This is a genomic window from Streptomyces sp. NPDC014733, assembly GCF_043083385.1.
Taxonomy (GTDB): domain Bacteria; phylum Actinomycetota; class Actinomycetes; order Streptomycetales; family Streptomycetaceae; genus Streptomyces.
On record NZ_JBIBYO010000003.1, the window covers coordinates 507,054 to 523,344 of the forward strand.

Here is a 16,291-nt window from a genome sequence, read left to right on the forward strand (position 1 = left end):
GTCCGCCGGCGTCACCGCCGTCCGCTTCCGGTCGCCCACACCGCCACCGCCGACGCCCCGGTCCAGGCCGCCGCGTAGCCGAAGCCGACCGCCGGGCCGAAGGCCGTCCACAGGAGGCCGACGACGGCCGAGGAAGCGAAGTCGCCGAGGGACTGGACGAGGCCGAGCAGACCGAACCCGCTGCCGCGCAGCGCGTCCGGGAGCATCCCCGCCACCAGCGTCGACTCGGCGGGCTCGACCAGCCCGATGCCGCTGCCCGCCAGCACGAAGGCGGCCAGCAGCGGCGGCCAGCCGTGCCAGGGGACGGCGAACATGCCGTACGCCGCCAGGTAGAGGGCGCCGCCGGTGGCGAAGGCGGTGCGGGGGCCCGCCCGGTCGATCCAGTGGCCGCCGAGGTAGGCGACGGCGGCGGCGAGGGCGTTGTGCGCCGCGTAGATCAGCACGGCCAGCGAGGTGGCGGCGGCGAGATCGCGGGCACCGTGGTGCAGGAGTTGGGTGGCGCGCAGGATGAGCAGGGTGACGGCGATGTTGCCGATCTCGAACATCGCCACGGGCAGCAGCGCACGGGCCATCCCGGCGCGGCGCAGATCGCCCAGGTGGAGCCGGACACGGCGCCGGGCGGACGGCTCCGCGAGGGTGCGGCGGGCCTCGCGCCCGGCGAAGGTGATGGCCACCGCCGCCAGCAGACCGGGAAGCGCCGCACACCAGAGCGTGGCGCGGATGCCGATGAGGGAGACCAGCAGCGCCGCGAGGAGGGGGCCGACGACGGCGCCGAGGTTGTCCCCGGCCCGCTCCAGGCCGAAGGCGCGTCCGTAGGCGTGCGGCGGGGCGAGGGAGGCCAGCAGCGCGTCCCGGGCCGGCGACCGGATGCCGCGCGAGGCCCACGCCGTGGCGCGCAGGACGCCGACCTGCCACACGGATTGCGCGAGGCCGAGGGCGCCGGTGGCCAGCGCGGTGCCGAGATAGCCGCCGGTGGCGATCCGGGCCCGGCGCGCAGGGGAGTTGGCCAGCGGGCCGCCCGCCAGCTTGGCGACCCCGGTGAGCGCATCGCTGACGCCCTCGACCACCCCGAGCACGCCCGGTGAGGCGTGCAGGGTGGCGGTGAGGAAGCCGGGCAGCACGGCGGTGGCGATCTCGTGCCCGGAGTCGCTGAAGAAGCTCGCCGCGCCGACGCCGCCGACCCCGGCGCTGTACCAGCCGCTCCGCCCGCCCTCCGGCGGCGGCTGTCCGGTGTGGTCGTCCATGGGGAAGTGTCCTACCGGGCGGTGCCCGGCGGCGCGGCCACGCCACGCCGGGCGCGCGCCCGGAGCCGTACGCCCCCGGTCACTGGGCGGGCAGCCGCACCGAGTACAGCGACGGCGTGTCGAGCCGGCGGGAGACCAGCACCGCGCCGCTGACGGCGAGGAGCAGCGGGACCATCAGCGCGTCGAGGGTGCGGGTCAGTTCCAGCGCCAGGACGACGGCGGCGACCGGTGCCTGCATCGCGGCGGCGAGGACGGCCGCCGCGCCGATGATCGCGAAGCCCGCGGCCGGGCCCGGCCAGGTGAGCGTCCAGCCCTGCCCGGCGAGGGAGCCGAGCAGCGCGCCGATGGCGAGCGTCGGGGTGAAGAGCCCGCCGCTGGCGCCGCTGCCCAGACTGCCCGCGGTGGCGAGCGGTTTGAGGAGGAAGAGCGCCACCAGGGTGGCGACGCCGAACTGCCCGTCCAGGGAGAGCTGGACGATGTCCTTGCCGTTGCCGAGCAGTTCCGGGTACGGCACGGCCAGCGCCCCGACCGCGGTGAACACCAGCGGCGGCCCGATCAGCAGCCCCCACCCCGTCGGCCGCCGCCCGTGCGCGATCCGGATCATCCGCACCCAGCCGACCGCCACCCACCCGGCGAACGGGCCGATCACCACGGCGAACACGAGCAGCGAAGTGGACAGCGGCACCTGGGGCAACCGGTAGGTCGGCCCCGTCGGAAGCACGGTCCAGGAGACCGCGGTGGCCAGGCACGAGGTGGCCAGCGCGGGCAGTGCCAGCCGCAGCGACAGGACGCCGAGCATCACCTCCAGGGTGAGCAGCGCCCCGCCCAGCGGCACGTTGTACACGCACGCCATACCCGCCCCGGCGCCGCAGGCGGCCAGCAGTCTGCGGTGCGCGGTGTCCAGCCGGGCCCAGTCGGACAGCCGGGACGCGAGCGCCGCCCCCGCCAGCCGCGGCGCGGCCTCCCGGCCCAGCGACGCGCCCATGCCCACGATCACCACGGACAGCACCGCCGTCCCCAGACTGCGCCGCAGCGGCAGCCGCCCCTCGTCCCGCCAGAGCGCCGTGCTCACCTCCGAACCGCCGGGCCCCGTCCACCGCCGCAACAGCCACCAGCCGGCGGCGGCCACCACCCCGGCGGCGGCCAGTGCCACCACCCGGTGGCCGGCGCCCGCCCGTTCGACCGCGGCGAGGAAACTGCCGGACCGGTAGGAGTACGTCAGATGCGCCGCCGCGTGCAGCAGCGCCATCAGCGCGGCGCCGGCGAACCCCGCCAGCACCCCGGTGGCCACCACCAGCACCCAGAACCGCGCGGACAGCGACGGGACATCCGCCGGTGCGACCAGGTTCGGCTGCTCCACCGCCCCGCCGCCCCGGGCCCGTCCGATTCGCTCTGCGCCCATCGCCCGCCTTCCCGGCAGGTCCCGGCGCCGCTGCCGGGCCCTGCCCGGCATCGTCTCCCGGCCCGGCGCCCGCGGGGCGGGACCCGGCGCGCGTGTCGTGCCCGCGCGCCGGTGCACGACCACGTGGCGTACGTCGCACACGCGGGAAAACGAGGACACGGACGGCGGGGCGCTGGCACCGTCGGGGCATGCGCCCCCAGGGGCGCGGTTCCTCGTACGCGGTATCGGCGACTCCATCGGATGGGCAGACGACCATGGCGGATCACGGGCTCGAAGGATTCGGGCGCACCACCTTCACGCACGACGGCGTCACCCGGAAGGTCCTGCGCCGCGGCACCGGACCCGCCGTGATCGTGATGTCCGAGATGCCGGGCATCACGCCCAAGGTCCTCGGGTTCGCCGAACGGGTGGCCGCCCTGGGGTGCACCGCCGTGCTGCCCGTCCTGTTCGGCGTCCCCGGACGCGACCCCCACCCGTCGGCGCACGGCCCGCTGCGGGCCCGGGCGTACGTCGGGTCCACGTTCCTGAAGCTGTGTGTGAGCCGGGAGTTCACGCTGCTCGCCACCGGCCGCAGCTCCGCGGTCGTCAGCTGGCTGCGGGCGCTCGCCGCCCATGAGCACGAGCGGTGCGGCGGCCCCGGCGTCGGCGCGATCGGCATGTGCGCCACCGGCGGCTTCGCCCTCGCCATGGCCACCGACGAGCGGCTGCTCGCCCCCGTCCTCTCCCAGCCCTCGCTGCCGCTGCCGGTCACCGCCGCGCGCCGCTGCGCCCTCGACATCTCCCCGGCGGAGCTGGCCGTCGTCAAGGACCGCTGCGCCCGTGGCGATCTGCGCGTCCTCGGGATGCGGTTCCGCGGCGACCGCTTCGTACCGGGGGAGCGGTTCGCCGCGCTGCGCCGGGAGTTGGGGGACGCGTTCGTCGCCGTCGAACTGGACGACGAGGACGCCAACCCCGAGGCCGTCGCCGCACCGCACTCCGTCGTGACGGAGCATCTGATCGACGCCCCGGGCCAGCCGACCCGCGCCGCCCTCGACCAGGTCCTCGACCTCTTCCGTACCCGGCTGCTGGGGGAGCGCCCGGCCGTACCGGAGGGCGGGGGCGCCGGCTGAGAGGCGCGCGTGCCCCGCGCGCTACTTCCCGTCCTCCGCCGGTTCGATCCCGCGGACGACGACCACCGGGCACGGGGCGTGCGCCGTGCAGTGCCGGCTGACCGAGCCGAGCAGCGCCCCGGTGAAACCGCCGCGCCCGCGGCTGCCGACGACCAGCAGATCGGCGCCGCGGGCCGCCTCCAGCAGCACCCCGGCGGCCGTGCCGTACCCGAGGAACCGCTCCACCGGCGGCCCGGACCCCGGCCGGACGGCCTTCGCGAGCGCCTCGTCCAGCTCCTGGCCCGCCGACTGCTCCAGCGACGCCCGGAAGTCCTGGGGCGTGTCCATCCAGCCGACCGAACCGTAGAGCGGCGGATACTCCCACGCCATCACCGCGGTGACGGTGCTCCCCGTCAGCTCCGCCTGGCGCAGCGCCCAGCGCAGCGCCTCCTGGGACGGCTCCGAGCCGTCGACACCCACGACGATGCGTCCGTGGTCCTGTTGCCGGTTCTCCATGGCGACCTCCGCGGGACGGGCCTCCGGCGCACCGGAGCGGCGTGCCCGTGCACGCCCTTCCCCCAGCTTCCGTCACACCCGGCCCCGGCGCAGCGGGACACCGTCAGGCGGCCTCCTCGTCCGGGACCACCGCCACCGGGCAGACCGCATGGTGCATCGCGGCGTGCGCGACCGGCCCCACCCGGGGGGCGAAGGCGCGCCGCCGCCGGCGGCCGACCGCCAGGAGGACGGCCCCGGGCGCGCTGTGCACCAGGGCCCGGGTCGGGTTCTCCGTCCGCACCGTCACCGCCACCTCGACGCCGGGGAACCGCTCCCGCCACGGCCGCAGCGTCTCCCGCAGCACCTCATCCCGCTCCTTGACGAACTGACCGGCGGCGTCGGGGTCGATGCCCCAGGGCGCGTAGGCGGTGACGGGCAGGGCCACGCCGTGCACGGCGTGCAGCGGCAGATCACGGCGGGCGGCGGCGTCGAAGGCGAAGGAGAGGAGGGCGTCACAGGGGCCCTTCAGCCCCATCCCGACGACCAGGTGCGGGGCGGGCACCGGTACGTCCTCCGCCTCGGCCCCGCGGAACGCCGGGCGCCCGGACCAGCCCTCCCGGACGAGCACGACGGGACGCCCGGCCCGGCCCACCACCTCCAGGCTGACGTCGCCGAGGACATAGCTCTCCCACGCCGTGAGGGCCCGGGAACCGAGGGCGAGCAGCCGCGATCCCTCCGCCGCGCGCAGCAGCGCCGGTACGGCCTCCGAGCCGACCAGGTCCTCGATGATCCGCAGGTCCGGATGGTCGGCGCGGACCTCGTCCAGAGCCTCCTCCACGAGACGCCTGGCCCCGGCGTTCTGGTCGCGGTCCGGCGGGGTGTCCGGCCCTTCGGCGGCCAGCAGGATCCAGGCGTGCAGCAGCCGCAGCACGGCCCGCCGCCGTTCGGCCTCGTCGGCCGCCCACCGGGCCGCCGCCAGGCTCTCGGCGCTGCCGTCCAGCCCGACGGTGATCACTTCCGGTTCCATGGCTCCTCCTCGTACGGCGGGCGGGCCGCTCACGGCACGATCGTCAGGACCTGCTCCACCGGGCGCCGGGGCGACGCGGGCCCCTCCGGGCCGTAGCCCAGGCGCAGGATCATCTGGACGTGGCCCGTGCCGGTCACCGGGTCGCGGAGGATCCAGCGCAGGTCGGGCCATTCGACGGGCTGGGTCGCGAAGGAGCTGACGAGTCCGCGGCGGGTGGCCCGCAGCAGGACGCGCTGGAGCGCCTGTCCCGCCCGCAGCCAGTCGACCGGGGCGTCGCCGGGCGTGCTCAACGTCGCGAGCTGGGGGTGGGGCTCGAACGTGGCGAAGGCGCGGCCCGGCCGGGCCTGCCGCCCGGCGAAGTCCCGGACCGGCGTCGCCGCGTCCTGTGGGCGGGGGCCGAAGGCGTACTCGGGGACGCCGTCGTCGGCCGGTTGTCCGGAGGAGCTCGCGCGGGTCCAGCGGCGCTGTTCGGCGTCGCGGGCCGCGTCCATCCGGTTGTAGCCCTCGGCCTGCTCGATCAGGTTGAGGACGGTCTCGCGGTGCGGGCCGGTCAGGAAGGTCAGCGACGCCCCCTCGGCCGCCGCCGACGCGAGCAGCGCGGCGCGTACCGACGGCGGGATCTCCCGGTCGCTGTACGGCAGCCGGCTGGTGTGCCGGGCGCGGACCGCGGGGTGGAGACCGGCGAGGTCGGGGTCGACGGGGCCGGGGTCACCGGGGCCGGCGGGAGTGCCGAGGCGTACGGAGGCGAGGACGTCGGGCCGTCCCGGGTCGGGCAGCAGGGTGGGCGCCGCGTGCAGTCCGGCGTGGGCCGCGGCGACCCGCAGGTTCAGCAGCGCGGCGCCGCACCCCAGGTGGAGGCCGCGGCCGGTGGGGTCGGCCTGCGGCAGGGCCCGGTCGGGGTCGGCGGCGAGGGTCAGCGTGCGGTGGGCCCGGGTGTAGCGGAACCGCCAGGGCTGGGCGTTGTGCTGGGACGGCGCGGTGACGGCGTCGGCGACGAGCGCCTTCACCAGCGTGTCGTCGAGAGGGGGAGCGGACACCGGCACCTCCTGGACGGAGCGGACGGCGAACGGCCGGTTCCGGCGGGCACGGCCGGTTCTCCTCCAGGGTCGCCGCTCCGGCCCGCTCCTGCCAGGGCCGCAGGTCCCGGCCCGGGACCCGGCCGGAGGGCCGACCGGCTCATGCCGTGGCGGCGCCCGCCCGGCCATGCTGAAGGGGCGGGCCCACGCGGGCGCCGCGGCGGAAAGGAGCAGTCATGGAACACCGCACGGTGGGTGAACTCATGACACGGAAGGTGGTGACCGTCCGGCTGGAGACGCCGTTCAAGGAGGTCGCGCGGATCCTGGCCGACAACGCGGTCAGCGCCGTCCCCGTCCTCGACGGTCTCGGCCGGCCCGCCGGGATGGTCTCGGAGGCCGATCTGCTGCGGAAGGTGGCCGACCGCTCCGATCTGACCGGCCGCACCCCGCTGCCGCACCTGGAGGCCTGGGAACGGGAGCGCGCCGAGGGCCGCACCGCGGGGGAGTTCATGTCCGCCCCGGCGGTCTGCGCGCACCCGGAGTGGACGGTGGTGGAGGCCGCGCGGCTGATGCAGGTGCAGAACGTCAAGCGGCTCCCCGTGGTCGACGAGACGGACCGGCTGCTGGGCATCGTCAGCCGCAGCGACCTGCTACGGGTCTTCCTCCGGCGGGATCAGGCGATCCAGGAGGAGATCTCCCACGAGGTCGTCGGCCGCCTCGCCCGCCTCGGCGCCGCGGGCGTCACCGCCGAGGTCAGGGAGGGCCAGGTCGCGCTCCACGGCACCGTGGCCGATGCGCTCCTGATCCCCGTCCTCACCCGGATGTGCGCCGGGGTCGACGGGGTGGTGTCGGTGGCGGAGGACGTACGGGTACGGGTGGGGGCCTGAGCTGAGGGCGTGAGGCGTCACCGGCGCCCGCCGCGCGGAAAATCGGCGCCCGGTGCGGCACGGGCCTCCCACCCTCCTCCGCCGGCCTGCCCGTACCGGGCATGGGCCGGTCGGCCCCACCCGGGGGAGAGCGGGCCCGCCCGGCGTACGCCGAAAGCCTGTCCGGCGTCGGCTCCGCGCGCGTCCCTTCCCTGTCCCGGACCGGTGGAAGGCGGACAATACGGGTAGGTCCGTACCGCTCGCAGGGGGCGTCATGTCCGGCACACCGACCACGCCGACCGCCGATACCGCCATCCGTGTCTTCCTCGTGGACGACCACGAGGTCGTCCGCCGGGGACTGTGCGACCTGATCGACGACGAGCCCGGTATGGAGGTGGTGGGGGAGGCGGCGACCGCGGACCAGGCGGTGGCGCGGGGGCCCGCGCTGCGGCCCGATGTCGCCGTGCTGGACGTCCGGCTCCCCGACGGGGACGGGATCTCCGTCTGCCGGGAGCTGCGTTCGCGGATGCCGGGCCTCGCCTGTCTGATGCTGACCTCGTTCGACGACGAGGACGCCCTGCTGGACGCGATCATGGCGGGCGCCGCGGGCTATGTGCTCAAGCAGATCCAGGGCGCCGATCTCGTAGCGGCGGTACGGACCGTGGCCACCGGGCAGTCGATGCTGGACCCGGCCACCACCGCCCGGCTGATGCGCTCGCTCCGGGGCCCCGGGGAGGCGGCGGCGCCGGAGGAGGAGCGGCTGGCGGTGCTGTCGGAGCGGGAGCGGGCCGTGCTGGATCTGATCGGTGAGGGGCTCACCAACCGGCAGATCGCGAACCGGCTCCATCTCTCCGAGAAGACGGTCAAGAACCACATCTCCCGGCTGCTGGGCAAACTGGGCGTGGAACGCCGCGTCCAGGCCGCGGTCCTCGCCGCTCAGGCCCATGAACACGCACAGGCGCAGGACCACGGGCAGCTCCACGGACACCCGCAGGGACACCCGCAACCTCCGCCGCACGCGCCCTTCCACGGCCACCGCCCCGGGCACGGTTGACGGGCCCCACCGCCGGGACACCACCGCGGAGCGCCGCTCCGGACCGTCACGCCGGGCAGCTGACAGCCGGGCGGCCGGCTGCCGGGCAGCCGCCGTACGCCACCCGCCGGGCCCGGCCGCGCCGGCCGCGCCCTCACTCCTCCTCCGGCACCAACGGCACGCGCCAGACCAGGGCCGTCCCCCCGCCCGGCCCGGGCCGTTCGCGGACGGTGAGGGAGCCGCCCAGGAGATCGGCCCGTTCGGCGAGGTTGCGCAGGCCGCTGCGGGCGGCGTCGGGCGGGATGCCGACGCCGTCGTCGTCCACCGTCACCGTCAGGGTTCCGTCGCCGACGACGACGGAGACCTCCGCCCGGTGGGCCCGGGCATGGCGCGCCACATTGGTGAGCGCCTCGCCGAGGACCGCGACGACCTCCTCGGCCACCCCGGTCGGTACCTCCGTGTCGAGCAGGCCCTCCATCCGCAGGGCGGGCGTGAAGCCGAGGACGGGTACGGCCGCGTCCACCGCCGTGACCACCCGGTTGCGGAGCTTCGGGGCGGTGTCGGAGGGGTCGCGTGCGCGGAGGCCGAAGATGGTGGAGCGGATGATCTTGATGGTGGCGTCCAGGTCCTCGGTCGCCCGGGCCAGCCGGTCCGCCGCCTCCGGATGGTCCACGAAACGGCGCGCGCCCTGCAGCGTCACCCCGGTCGCGAAGAGCCGCTGGATCGCCAGGTCGTGCAGGTCACGGGCGATCCGGTCGCGGTCCTCCACCAGGCTCGCCTGCTCCGCGTCCCGGCGCCGGGCGGCCAGTTCGAGGGCGAGCGCCGTCCGGTCGGCGAAGCCCGGGAGCGGGGCCACCTCGGCGCTGGTGAAGGGCGGTCGTCCGCGCCGCCGCGCGAGCATCAGCACCCCGCTCGGACGCTCCTTCGTCCCGACCGCGACGGCCACCGCCGGACCGGAGCCCGGCCAGCGGTCCGGCTGCGCCGTGACCCGCCCGTCGCGCTCCGCGTCCGCCACCGTGACCAGCCCCTCGCAGCCCAGCGCGGCCGCCGCCAGCGTCCCCTCGGCGCCGGTGAACACCACGTCCCGGTGGTCCCCGGCCCGCTCGCCCCGGGCCAGCGAACCGCGTATGCCGCCGCCGGGCCCGACGAGGTAGAAGACCCCGGTGTCGGCGCCCGCGATGTCGACGGCCCGCGCCAGCATCCCGTCGAAGACCTCGGTCTCCGCCGCCCCGGACAGCAGCGCGCGGGTCAGATCGGAACCGGCCGCCAGCCACCGCTGCCGGAGCCTGCCCTGTTCGTAGAGGCGGGCGTTGTCGAGGGCGAAACCGGCGGCGACGGCGAGGGTGGTCACCACCGCCTCGTCCTCGTCGTCGAAGTCGGCGCCGTCGCGCTTCTCGGTGAGGTAGAGGTTGCCGAAGACCTCGTCGCGGACGCGGATGGGCACCCCGAGGAACGACCGCATCGGCGGGTGGTGCGGCGGGAATCCGGACGAGGCGGGGTGCCCGGCCAGTTCGGACAGGCGCAGCGGCCGCGGGTCGCGGATCAGCTCGCCGAGCAGCCCGTGGCCGGAGGGCAGGTCGCCGATGCGGGCCCGCAGCTCGTCGTCGATGCCGACCGTGACGAACTCCGCGAGCCGGCGGTCGTCGCCGATGACGCCGAGCGCGCCGTAGCGGGCGTCCACCAGCGTCACGGCCGCCTGCACGATGCCGCGCAGCACCTCGGGCAGCTCCAGCTCCGCGCCGACGGCGATGACCGCGTCGAGGAGCCCGTCGAGCCGGTCCCGGACGCCGCGGACCTCGTCGATGCGTACCCGCAGTTCGTCGAGGAGTTCGTCGAGCCGCAGCCGCGGAACCCTGCTCGTCCGCTGCGGGTCACCGGTCCCCATCGCCACCTCCGCCCGCGCGCGGGCCACCTTCACCGTAGTCCGGACGCGGGCGACCTTCCTGTCGAGCCCGTCCGGGGCCGCCGGGCCGCCCTCAGAGCCGGAACCAGCGCTCCTGCCCCGGGGCGACGGTGCGGTGCCGGTCCCCGGGCAGCACGACGGAGAGCGGGTCCCGGGACGACGCCGGCACCCGGACACCCAGCCGCCCGGGCAGCATCCGCAGCCGTACGCCCCGGTGGGCGCCGACGCAGCAGGTGAACGCGAACCGGGGGATCTCCCGCAGTGTCACCGGCGCCACCCGCAGCCCCTCCGGGCCCGCCTCCAGGCCGGTGAGCCCGCGCTCCACCAGGTCGACCGTGCCGGCCATCGCCCCGAGGTGGATGCCCTCGCCCGTCGTCCCGCCCTGGAGATCGGCGACATCGCCCAGCAGCGCCTCCCGGCAGTACGCCCACGCCTCCGGCCCCTTCCCGCGGGTGAGCAGCCAGCCGTGGACGAGGCTGCTGAGCGTCGAGCCGTGGCTGCTGCGCCGCCGGTAGTAGTCGACGGTCGCGCGCCACAGCGCATCGTCCAGCCGGTACCCGAGCCGGGCGAACAGCGCGGCCAGCTCCGACGGCCGGAAGAGGTACCCGAGCATCAGCGCGTCGGCCTGTTTCGACGCCTGGTAGCGGTTGACGGTGTCGCCCTCGGCCTCCAGGATCCGGTCCAGCCGGCGGATGTCGCCGTAGCGGTCCCGGTAGTGCGCCCAGTCCAGCTCCGCCAGGTCGCCGTAGCCCGCGAACTGGCTGATCACGCCCTGGTGGAAGGGGAGGTACAGACGGCGGGAGAGCGCGTCCCAGCGGGACAGTTCCTCGTCGTCGAGGTGCAGGGCCCCCGACAGTTCCGCGCGCCGGGCCGCGGGCAGTTCGCCGAGCAGGTCGAGGCCGCGCGCGAGCACCCAGGCGGCGGTCGCGTTGGTGTAGGCGTTGTCGTCGATGCCCGGTGCGGCGGCGTCGGGGTAGGCGTCGTGGTACTCGTCCGGCCCGACGACGCCGGTGAGCCGGTAGCGTCCCAGCGCCGGGTCGAAGGTGGCGGCCCCCGACCAGAAACGGGCCACCGCCAGCAGGATCTCCGCCCCGGCGGAGTACAGGAACCCGCGGTCGCCGGTGGTCTCCGCGTACCGCCAGATGTTGTGGGCGATGGCCGATCCCACATGGCGCTGGAGATGCGAATGGTCGGGCAGCCAGCGCCCGGAGCGCGGGTTGAGGTGCAGCGTCTGCGTCTCCTCCCGGCCCGAACTCGCGCTCTGCCAGGGATACATGGCGCCCGGGCGGCCCGCGCGGCGCGCCGCCGCCCGGGCGGCCGGGAGCCGCCGGTACCGGTGGTCGAGCAGGGACCGGGCCACCTCCGGGAAGTGCAGACCGAGGTAGGGCAGCACGAACAGCTCGTCCCAGAAGATGTGCCCCCGGTACGCCTCGCCGTGCAGCCCGCGCGCGGGGACTCCGGCGTCGAGGCCGGCGGTGTGCGGGGAGAGCGTCTGCAGCAGGTGGAACAGGTGCAGCCGCAGAATCCGGCCCGCCTCCCCCGGCACCTTCAGCTCCCCCTCCTCCCACAGCCGCGCCCAGGCCGCCTCGTGGGTGGCGAGCAGTTGCGGCAGCGCGGGTGCCCGGACGGCCTCGTCGCAGGCGGCGGTGACGGGATCGGCGACCGGCCGGTCCAGCGAGGAGCGCAGCGCCAGGGTCTTCACCACCGTCGCCGTGCGGCGGGGCTCCATCGGCAGCCGGTACGTCTGGACGGTCCCGGTGTCCGTGACGGTCTCCCGGGCGGGACGCTCCGGGACGGCTTCGGTACGGACGGCCAGCGCGATCCGGATGCCCGGGTCGGCCGTGCGGCAGGCGAGCCAGGCGACGCCGCCGGGCCGGAACCCCGCCCGGTGGTCCGTGAGGTGGCGCCCTTCGAGGTTCCGGTAGCGCGCCACGCCGCTGTTGGTGACCGCACCGTCGAGCACGGACTCGACCTCGACGGTGCCGCGCCAGCCGTAGGCGCGGAAGAGGGTGCGCTGCGCCGCCAGGTCCGGGTCCCCCATGTGGACGATCCGCAGATGGACGACGCGCAGCCCGCGTCCGGCGGCGTCCTCGAAGAACAGGTGCCGGGTCAGGACGCCGGTCCGCGGGTCGAGCCGGGTGGTGCAGTGGCGCGCCGCGCCGGGCGTCAGCCAGGGGCCGGGCGGGGCGCCGTCGGGCCGGCAGCGGTAGCGCAGCAGCGTCCAGTTGGGCAGGTTGACCAGGTCTTCGTTCTCGACCCGCCGGTCCGCGATCTCCGAGGCGCGCCGGTCGTAGCAGCCCGCCAGGTAGGTCCCCGGGTAGTGGACGGGGCCGGCCGGGCACTCGGGGGCGGAGCCGCGGGTGGCGAACCGGCCGTTGCCGAGGGTGCAGAGCGCCTCGACCAGCCGCTCGCGCTCCGGGTCGTAGCGGTCGTAGCGCCAGTCGGGGTCCGTCATCCGCGCCCTCTCCGTACGCGCCCGGCCAGCGCCGTCAGCGCGCCGACCGTCTCGTCGGCGCCCGCCTCGCGCAGCGCGGCGGAGGCGGCGCCGTCCGCGGTCCGGTCGACGCCGACGACGAGACCGAAGCCGCCCCGCCGGGCCGCCTGCACCCCGGCGAGCGCGTCCTCGACCACCGCGGTCTCCGCCGGGCGGGCGCCGAGCAGACCGGTGGCGTGCAGGAAGAGCGCCGGGTCCGGCTTCCCGGCGAGACCGTGCCGGGCGGCGTCCACCCCGTCGACGATCACGGTGAGGAGCCGGTCGAGCGCGGCGGCCGCAAGCAGCTCGCGGGCGTGCCGGGAGGCCGACACCGCGGCGCACGGCACCCCGTCGGCGCGCAGCGCCCGCAGCGCCGGTGCGGCGTCGGGGAACGCGGCGACGCCCTCGCTTTGTACCCGCTCGGCGAACGCCCGCTCCTTGGCCGCGGCGACCGCCCACACGGTGCCGAAGCCCGGCGGGTCGCCGCGGGCGCCCGTCGGGAGGTCGATGCCCCGGGCGGTGAGGAAGGCGGCCGCCCCGTCGTGGCGGGACCTGCCGTCGACGTACCGGCGGTAGTCGGCGTCGCCGTCGAACGGCGGCTGCGCGCCGTCCGCGACGGCCCGCAGGCAGGCGTCCAGCGCGGTCTGCCACGCCGCGGCGTGCAGCCGGGCGGTGTCGAGGAGGACGCCGTCGGTGTCCAGGACGACCGCGCGCAGCGGGCCGGTGGCCGGTCCGGGGGAGTTCACCTGTTGCCTCCTCGCGCACGGCGTACGGACCGCCCGGGCACCCCGGGACGGCCCCGGACGCGGGCCCCGCCGGGGGAGCGCCCGCTCCCGCCCCCGGGCGGCCGTGGTCCCTTCCAGGGTTCCGCCAACCCGCGCCACCGCAACCGGGAGCGGCCGCGTCCCGGGGGCGGGGCCTCCGCCCGCGCGGCCCACCGGGCCCGGCATGCGCCGGGCAACCCGGCGGGAGACGGTGGGAGCAGGCCGTCCGCGCGCCCGGACGGCGCGGACCGTCCGCGCCGCACACCGCCCCGCCGGGCCACCGGTCCGGCCCGTCCGCACCCCGCACGCCGCACGATGAGGAACGCCCCATGACCGCCCAGCACTTCACCGTCGCCGATGTGATGACGCGGCAGGTCGTCGCGGTCCGGCGGGACGCCGGTTTCAAGGAGATCGTCGAGGCGATGGCCCGGTGGAAGGTGACCGCCGTGCCCGTCGTCGGGGAGGAGGGCCGGGTCGTCGGGGTGGTGTCCGAGGCCGATCTGCTGGTGAAGGAGGAGTTCCACGACCACCGCACCGGCCTCGTCGAGCAGCAGCGCCGCCTCGCCGCCACCGCCAAGGCGGGCTCCCGCCGGGCCGAGGACCTCATGGCCGCGCCCGCCGTCACCGTCGGCGCCGGGGCGTCCCTGCCCCAGGCCGCCCGGCTGATGGCCACCCACCACGTCAAACGGCTGCCGGTGGTCGGCGAGGACGGGGCCCTGCGGGGCATCGTCAGCCGCGCCGACCTGCTCAAGGTGTTCCTGCGCCCGGACCGGGACCTCGCGGCCGAGGTGCGCCGCGACGTCGTCGAGCCGCTGTTCCCGGACGCGCACCGGCGGATCGGCGTCACCGTCGACGCCGGCGTCGTGACCCTCTCCGGCGTGGTCGCCGACACCGCGGTCGTCCCGCTCGCCGCCCGCCTGACCCGCGCCGTGGAGGGGGTGGTGGACGTACGGTGCGACCTGACGGCACGGCCGGCCCCGTAGCGAGCCACCGCCCCCGCACCGCGGACGGCGGAAGCCGGTCAACCGGTCGGGCGGAAACCGATGACGGGCATCCCGGGGAAGCCGGCCACGCGGAGCGACCACCGGGCCGGCCCGGAGAGGCCGCCGCCCCTCACCGCTCCGCCGGCGGCACCGCGACCACCGGGCAGGCCGCACGGTGCAGCAACCCGTGGACCGTCGACCCGAGCCGCCCCCCGTACCGCCCGCCGTGGTTGCTGCGGCCGACGACCACCGCGAGGGCCGCGTACGAGAGCCGGCTCAGCTCCTCGACCGGGCGGCCCCGGACGACCTGCTGTTCCACGGGGACCTCGGGGTAGCGCTCGGCCCAGCCCGCGACCGCCTCGGCCAGTGCGCGGCGGCGTTCGGCCAGGTCCTCCTCGGTGTCGTCCCGATAGGGGAACGGGCCGGGCCACACCCAGACCGCCCGCAGCCGGGCCTCGTGCAGCGCCGCCTCGGCCACCGCGAAGCCGACGGCCGCCCGGCAGCCCGGGCCGCCGTCCACCCCGACGACGACCAGCGGCGGATGGACCGCCGGACGCTCGGGGTCGCGGACCATCACGACCGGACAGTGGGCGCGCGCGGCCAGCGGGACCGCCACCGACGCCTCACCGAGGACCTCGGCGACCCGGCCGAGGTGCCGCGACCCCAGCACCGCGAGCGCCGCGTCCGCCGTCCGGTCCTGCAACACGGCGACCGGCGGCCCGTCCAGGAACTCCGTCGCGGTCCACAGCCCGGTGTGCAGCTCCCGCACCAGGTCCTCCGCCGTCGCCAGGGCCGACTGCGCGCGGATCAGCAGGGTGCTGCGGCGGGTGAACGCGCCGTACCGCAGCGGCGGCGCGACGGTGACCAGCCGCAGCCGCACCTTGCGGTGCGCGGCCTCGTCGGCGGCCCACACCAGCGCCGGGACCGACAGCTCCTGCGGGTCCACACCGACCAGGATGTCGTTCATCTCCGGCTCCGCACCCCGTCGTTCAGCTCCGGCTCCGGGCCGCGGAACCGCCGCGGCCGCCGGCCGTCACCCTCACGGTTCCTCCTCCTCGGGCGCCTCGGCGGTGGCCGGGCGCCGCTGCGGTACGACGGCCACCGGGCACGCGGCGTGGTGCAGCGCCCGGTGGACGACGCCGCCGAACTCCCGCCCGAAGACGCCGCCGTGCCGCCGCGCCCCGAGGACCAGCAGATCGGCGGCGGCCGACCGCGCCGTCATCGTCCGGCGCGCGGTCCCCTCGGGCGTACTCCTGCGCAGCCGCACCCCGGGGTGGTCGCGGACCGCGGCAGCCAGCGCCTCGTCGAGCAGCTCCCCGGCGCGCTGCGCGTGGTACGTGCCCGGCTCACCGGCCAGCAGCGGATGGTCGGCCGGTTCGTGGAGCGGCCGCCGCCAGGTGCGGACCACGTCCAGCTCCGCGTCCCGCACCGCCGCCGCGCGGAACGCGAACCGCACGGCCGGGGAGTCCACGTCGTGGTCGCCGATGCCCAGCAGCACCCGCCCGTGTTCGCCGTCCAGGGCCTGCCGGTCCCCTCGTACGACGACGACCGGGCAGTGGGCGCGGGCGGCGACGAGCAGGCTGACGGAGCCGAGCAGCAGACCGGCCACCGCGCCCCGGCCGCGGTCCCCGACGACCAGGAGTACGGCCTCCTGCGCCGCGTCGAGCAGGGCGGTCGCCGCGTCGGTGGCGGCCACGTCCGCCGTGACGGCCAGACCGGGCGCCCGCTGTCCGGCGCGTTCGGCCGCGGCGGCGGTGATCTGCTCGGCGAGCACCTGCTCCGCGGGCCGGTCCGCGGCCGGGTCCGGCGCCACGCCCTCGTACCGTTCCCACAGCGAGGCGTGCACCAGACGCAGCGGGCGGCCGTGCCGGACGGCTTCGTCGACGGCCCAGTCGACGGCCGTCAGGCTGGCGTCGGAACCGTCGACGCCCACCACCACGGGAAGCTCCATCGTCGCCACCGCCTTCCGGGTCTCCTCCCACCCTGTGCGCCCCGGC

General features: G+C 76.6%; 14 protein-coding genes. 4 read left to right on the forward strand and 10 right to left on the reverse strand.

Annotation, left to right across the window (positions count from 1 at the left end):
- Positions 1–11: 11 nt before the first annotated feature.
- Together ACF1BH_RS10455 and ACF1BH_RS10460 are read right to left on the reverse strand one after the other, a co-directional pair.
- Positions 12–1,244, reverse strand: coding sequence for an MFS transporter (locus ACF1BH_RS10455; protein WP_391642008.1), 1,233 nt, complete (start codon positions 1,242–1,244; stop codon positions 12–14).
- A 79-nt stretch (positions 1,245–1,323) separates the two neighbouring features.
- A complete protein-coding gene (locus tag ACF1BH_RS10460) occupies positions 1,324–2,646 on the reverse strand; it encodes a chloride channel protein (RefSeq protein WP_391642009.1) in 1,323 nt (440 codons plus the stop codon).
- A 254-nt stretch (positions 2,647–2,900) separates the two neighbouring features.
- On the opposite strand from ACF1BH_RS10460, the gene ACF1BH_RS10465 reads away from it, so the two are divergent.
- A complete protein-coding gene (locus tag ACF1BH_RS10465) occupies positions 2,901–3,755 on the forward strand; it encodes a dienelactone hydrolase family protein (RefSeq protein WP_391642010.1) in 855 nt (284 codons plus the stop codon).
- A 21-nt stretch (positions 3,756–3,776) separates the two neighbouring features.
- Here the strand turns inward: ACF1BH_RS10465 and ACF1BH_RS10470 are convergent, their stop codons facing one another.
- The 3 genes from ACF1BH_RS10470 to ACF1BH_RS10480 form a co-directional block, all read right to left on the reverse strand.
- Positions 3,777–4,250, reverse strand: coding sequence for a universal stress protein (locus ACF1BH_RS10470; RefSeq protein ID WP_391642011.1), 474 nt, complete (start codon positions 4,248–4,250; stop codon positions 3,777–3,779).
- A 103-nt stretch (positions 4,251–4,353) separates the two neighbouring features.
- Complete coding sequence (locus ACF1BH_RS10475) at positions 4,354–5,256, reverse strand: universal stress protein (RefSeq protein ID WP_391642012.1); 903 nt, start codon at positions 5,254–5,256, stop codon at positions 4,354–4,356.
- A 29-nt stretch (positions 5,257–5,285) separates the two neighbouring features.
- Complete coding sequence (locus ACF1BH_RS10480) at positions 5,286–6,293, reverse strand: Acg family FMN-binding oxidoreductase (RefSeq protein WP_391642013.1); 1,008 nt, start codon at positions 6,291–6,293, stop codon at positions 5,286–5,288.
- Between the two features lie 215 nt (positions 6,294–6,508).
- On the opposite strand from ACF1BH_RS10480, the gene ACF1BH_RS10485 reads away from it, so the two are divergent.
- Positions 6,509–7,159, forward strand: coding sequence for a CBS domain-containing protein (locus ACF1BH_RS10485; protein ID WP_391642014.1), 651 nt, complete (start codon positions 6,509–6,511; stop codon positions 7,157–7,159).
- Positions 7,160–7,412: 253 nt separating this feature from the next.
- Positions 7,413–8,192: a response regulator gene (locus ACF1BH_RS10490; protein WP_391642015.1), complete on the forward strand. Its 780-nt coding sequence runs from the start codon at positions 7,413–7,415 to the stop codon at positions 8,190–8,192.
- Between the two features lie 133 nt (positions 8,193–8,325).
- Here the strand turns inward: ACF1BH_RS10490 and ACF1BH_RS10495 are convergent, their stop codons facing one another.
- The 3 genes from ACF1BH_RS10495 to ACF1BH_RS10505 form a co-directional block, all read right to left on the reverse strand.
- Positions 8,326–10,056 (reverse strand): GAF domain-containing protein, encoded by a 1,731-nt coding sequence (locus tag ACF1BH_RS10495; protein ID WP_391642016.1) that lies wholly within the window; start codon positions 10,054–10,056, stop codon positions 8,326–8,328.
- 91 nt (positions 10,057–10,147) lie between these two features.
- Positions 10,148–12,529, reverse strand: coding sequence for a glycoside hydrolase family 65 protein (locus tag ACF1BH_RS10500; RefSeq protein WP_391642017.1), 2,382 nt, complete (start codon positions 12,527–12,529; stop codon positions 10,148–10,150).
- Complete coding sequence (locus tag ACF1BH_RS10505; RefSeq protein ID WP_391642018.1) at positions 12,526–13,293, reverse strand: HAD family hydrolase; 768 nt, start codon at positions 13,291–13,293, stop codon at positions 12,526–12,528. The genes ACF1BH_RS10500 and ACF1BH_RS10505 overlap by 4 nt, the downstream gene beginning before the upstream one ends.
- A 347-nt stretch (positions 13,294–13,640) precedes the next feature.
- On the opposite strand from ACF1BH_RS10505, the gene ACF1BH_RS10510 reads away from it, so the two are divergent.
- On the forward strand, positions 13,641–14,294 hold the full coding sequence (locus ACF1BH_RS10510; RefSeq protein ID WP_391642019.1) for a CBS domain-containing protein: 654 nt from the start codon (positions 13,641–13,643) through the stop codon (positions 14,292–14,294).
- Between the two features lie 130 nt (positions 14,295–14,424).
- On the opposite strand, the gene ACF1BH_RS10515 is transcribed toward ACF1BH_RS10510, so the two are convergent.
- Together ACF1BH_RS10515 and ACF1BH_RS10520 are read right to left on the reverse strand one after the other, a co-directional pair.
- The gene (locus tag ACF1BH_RS10515) at positions 14,425–15,261 is read right to left on the reverse strand and encodes a universal stress protein (protein WP_391642020.1); all 837 of its coding nucleotides are present in this window, start codon (positions 15,259–15,261) and stop codon (positions 14,425–14,427) included.
- Positions 15,262–15,333: 72 nt separating this feature from the next.
- Entirely contained in the window at positions 15,334–16,245 is a 912-nt protein-coding gene (locus tag ACF1BH_RS10520; RefSeq protein WP_391642021.1) for a universal stress protein, read from the reverse strand.
- Positions 16,246–16,291: the final 46 nt, after the last annotated feature.

Excerpts from the sequence above, each read along its gene's own strand:
- ACF1BH_RS10455 (WP_391642008.1), bottom strand. The coding sequence starts at position 1,244 with ATGGACGACCACACCGGACAGCCGCCGCCGGAGGGCGGGCGGAGCGGC.
- ACF1BH_RS10460 (WP_391642009.1), bottom strand. The coding sequence starts at position 2,646 with ATGGGCGCAGAGCGAATCGGACGGGCCCGGGGCGGCGGGGCGGTGGAG.
- ACF1BH_RS10465 (WP_391642010.1), top strand. The coding sequence starts at position 2,901 with ATGGCGGATCACGGGCTCGAAGGATTCGGGCGCACCACCTTCACGCAC.
- ACF1BH_RS10470 (WP_391642011.1), bottom strand. The coding sequence starts at position 4,250 with ATGGAGAACCGGCAACAGGACCACGGACGCATCGTCGTGGGTGTCGAC.
- ACF1BH_RS10475 (WP_391642012.1), bottom strand. The coding sequence starts at position 5,256 with ATGGAACCGGAAGTGATCACCGTCGGGCTGGACGGCAGCGCCGAGAGC.
- ACF1BH_RS10485 (WP_391642014.1), top strand. The coding sequence starts at position 6,509 with ATGGAACACCGCACGGTGGGTGAACTCATGACACGGAAGGTGGTGACC.
- ACF1BH_RS10490 (WP_391642015.1), top strand. The coding sequence starts at position 7,413 with ATGTCCGGCACACCGACCACGCCGACCGCCGATACCGCCATCCGTGTC.
- ACF1BH_RS10495 (WP_391642016.1), bottom strand. The coding sequence starts at position 10,056 with ATGGGGACCGGTGACCCGCAGCGGACGAGCAGGGTTCCGCGGCTGCGG.
- ACF1BH_RS10500 (WP_391642017.1), bottom strand. The coding sequence starts at position 12,529 with ATGACGGACCCCGACTGGCGCTACGACCGCTACGACCCGGAGCGCGAG.
- ACF1BH_RS10510 (WP_391642019.1), top strand. The coding sequence starts at position 13,641 with ATGACCGCCCAGCACTTCACCGTCGCCGATGTGATGACGCGGCAGGTC.
- ACF1BH_RS10515 (WP_391642020.1), bottom strand. The coding sequence starts at position 15,261 with ATGAACGACATCCTGGTCGGTGTGGACCCGCAGGAGCTGTCGGTCCCG.
- ACF1BH_RS10520 (WP_391642021.1), bottom strand. The coding sequence starts at position 16,245 with ATGGAGCTTCCCGTGGTGGTGGGCGTCGACGGTTCCGACGCCAGCCTG.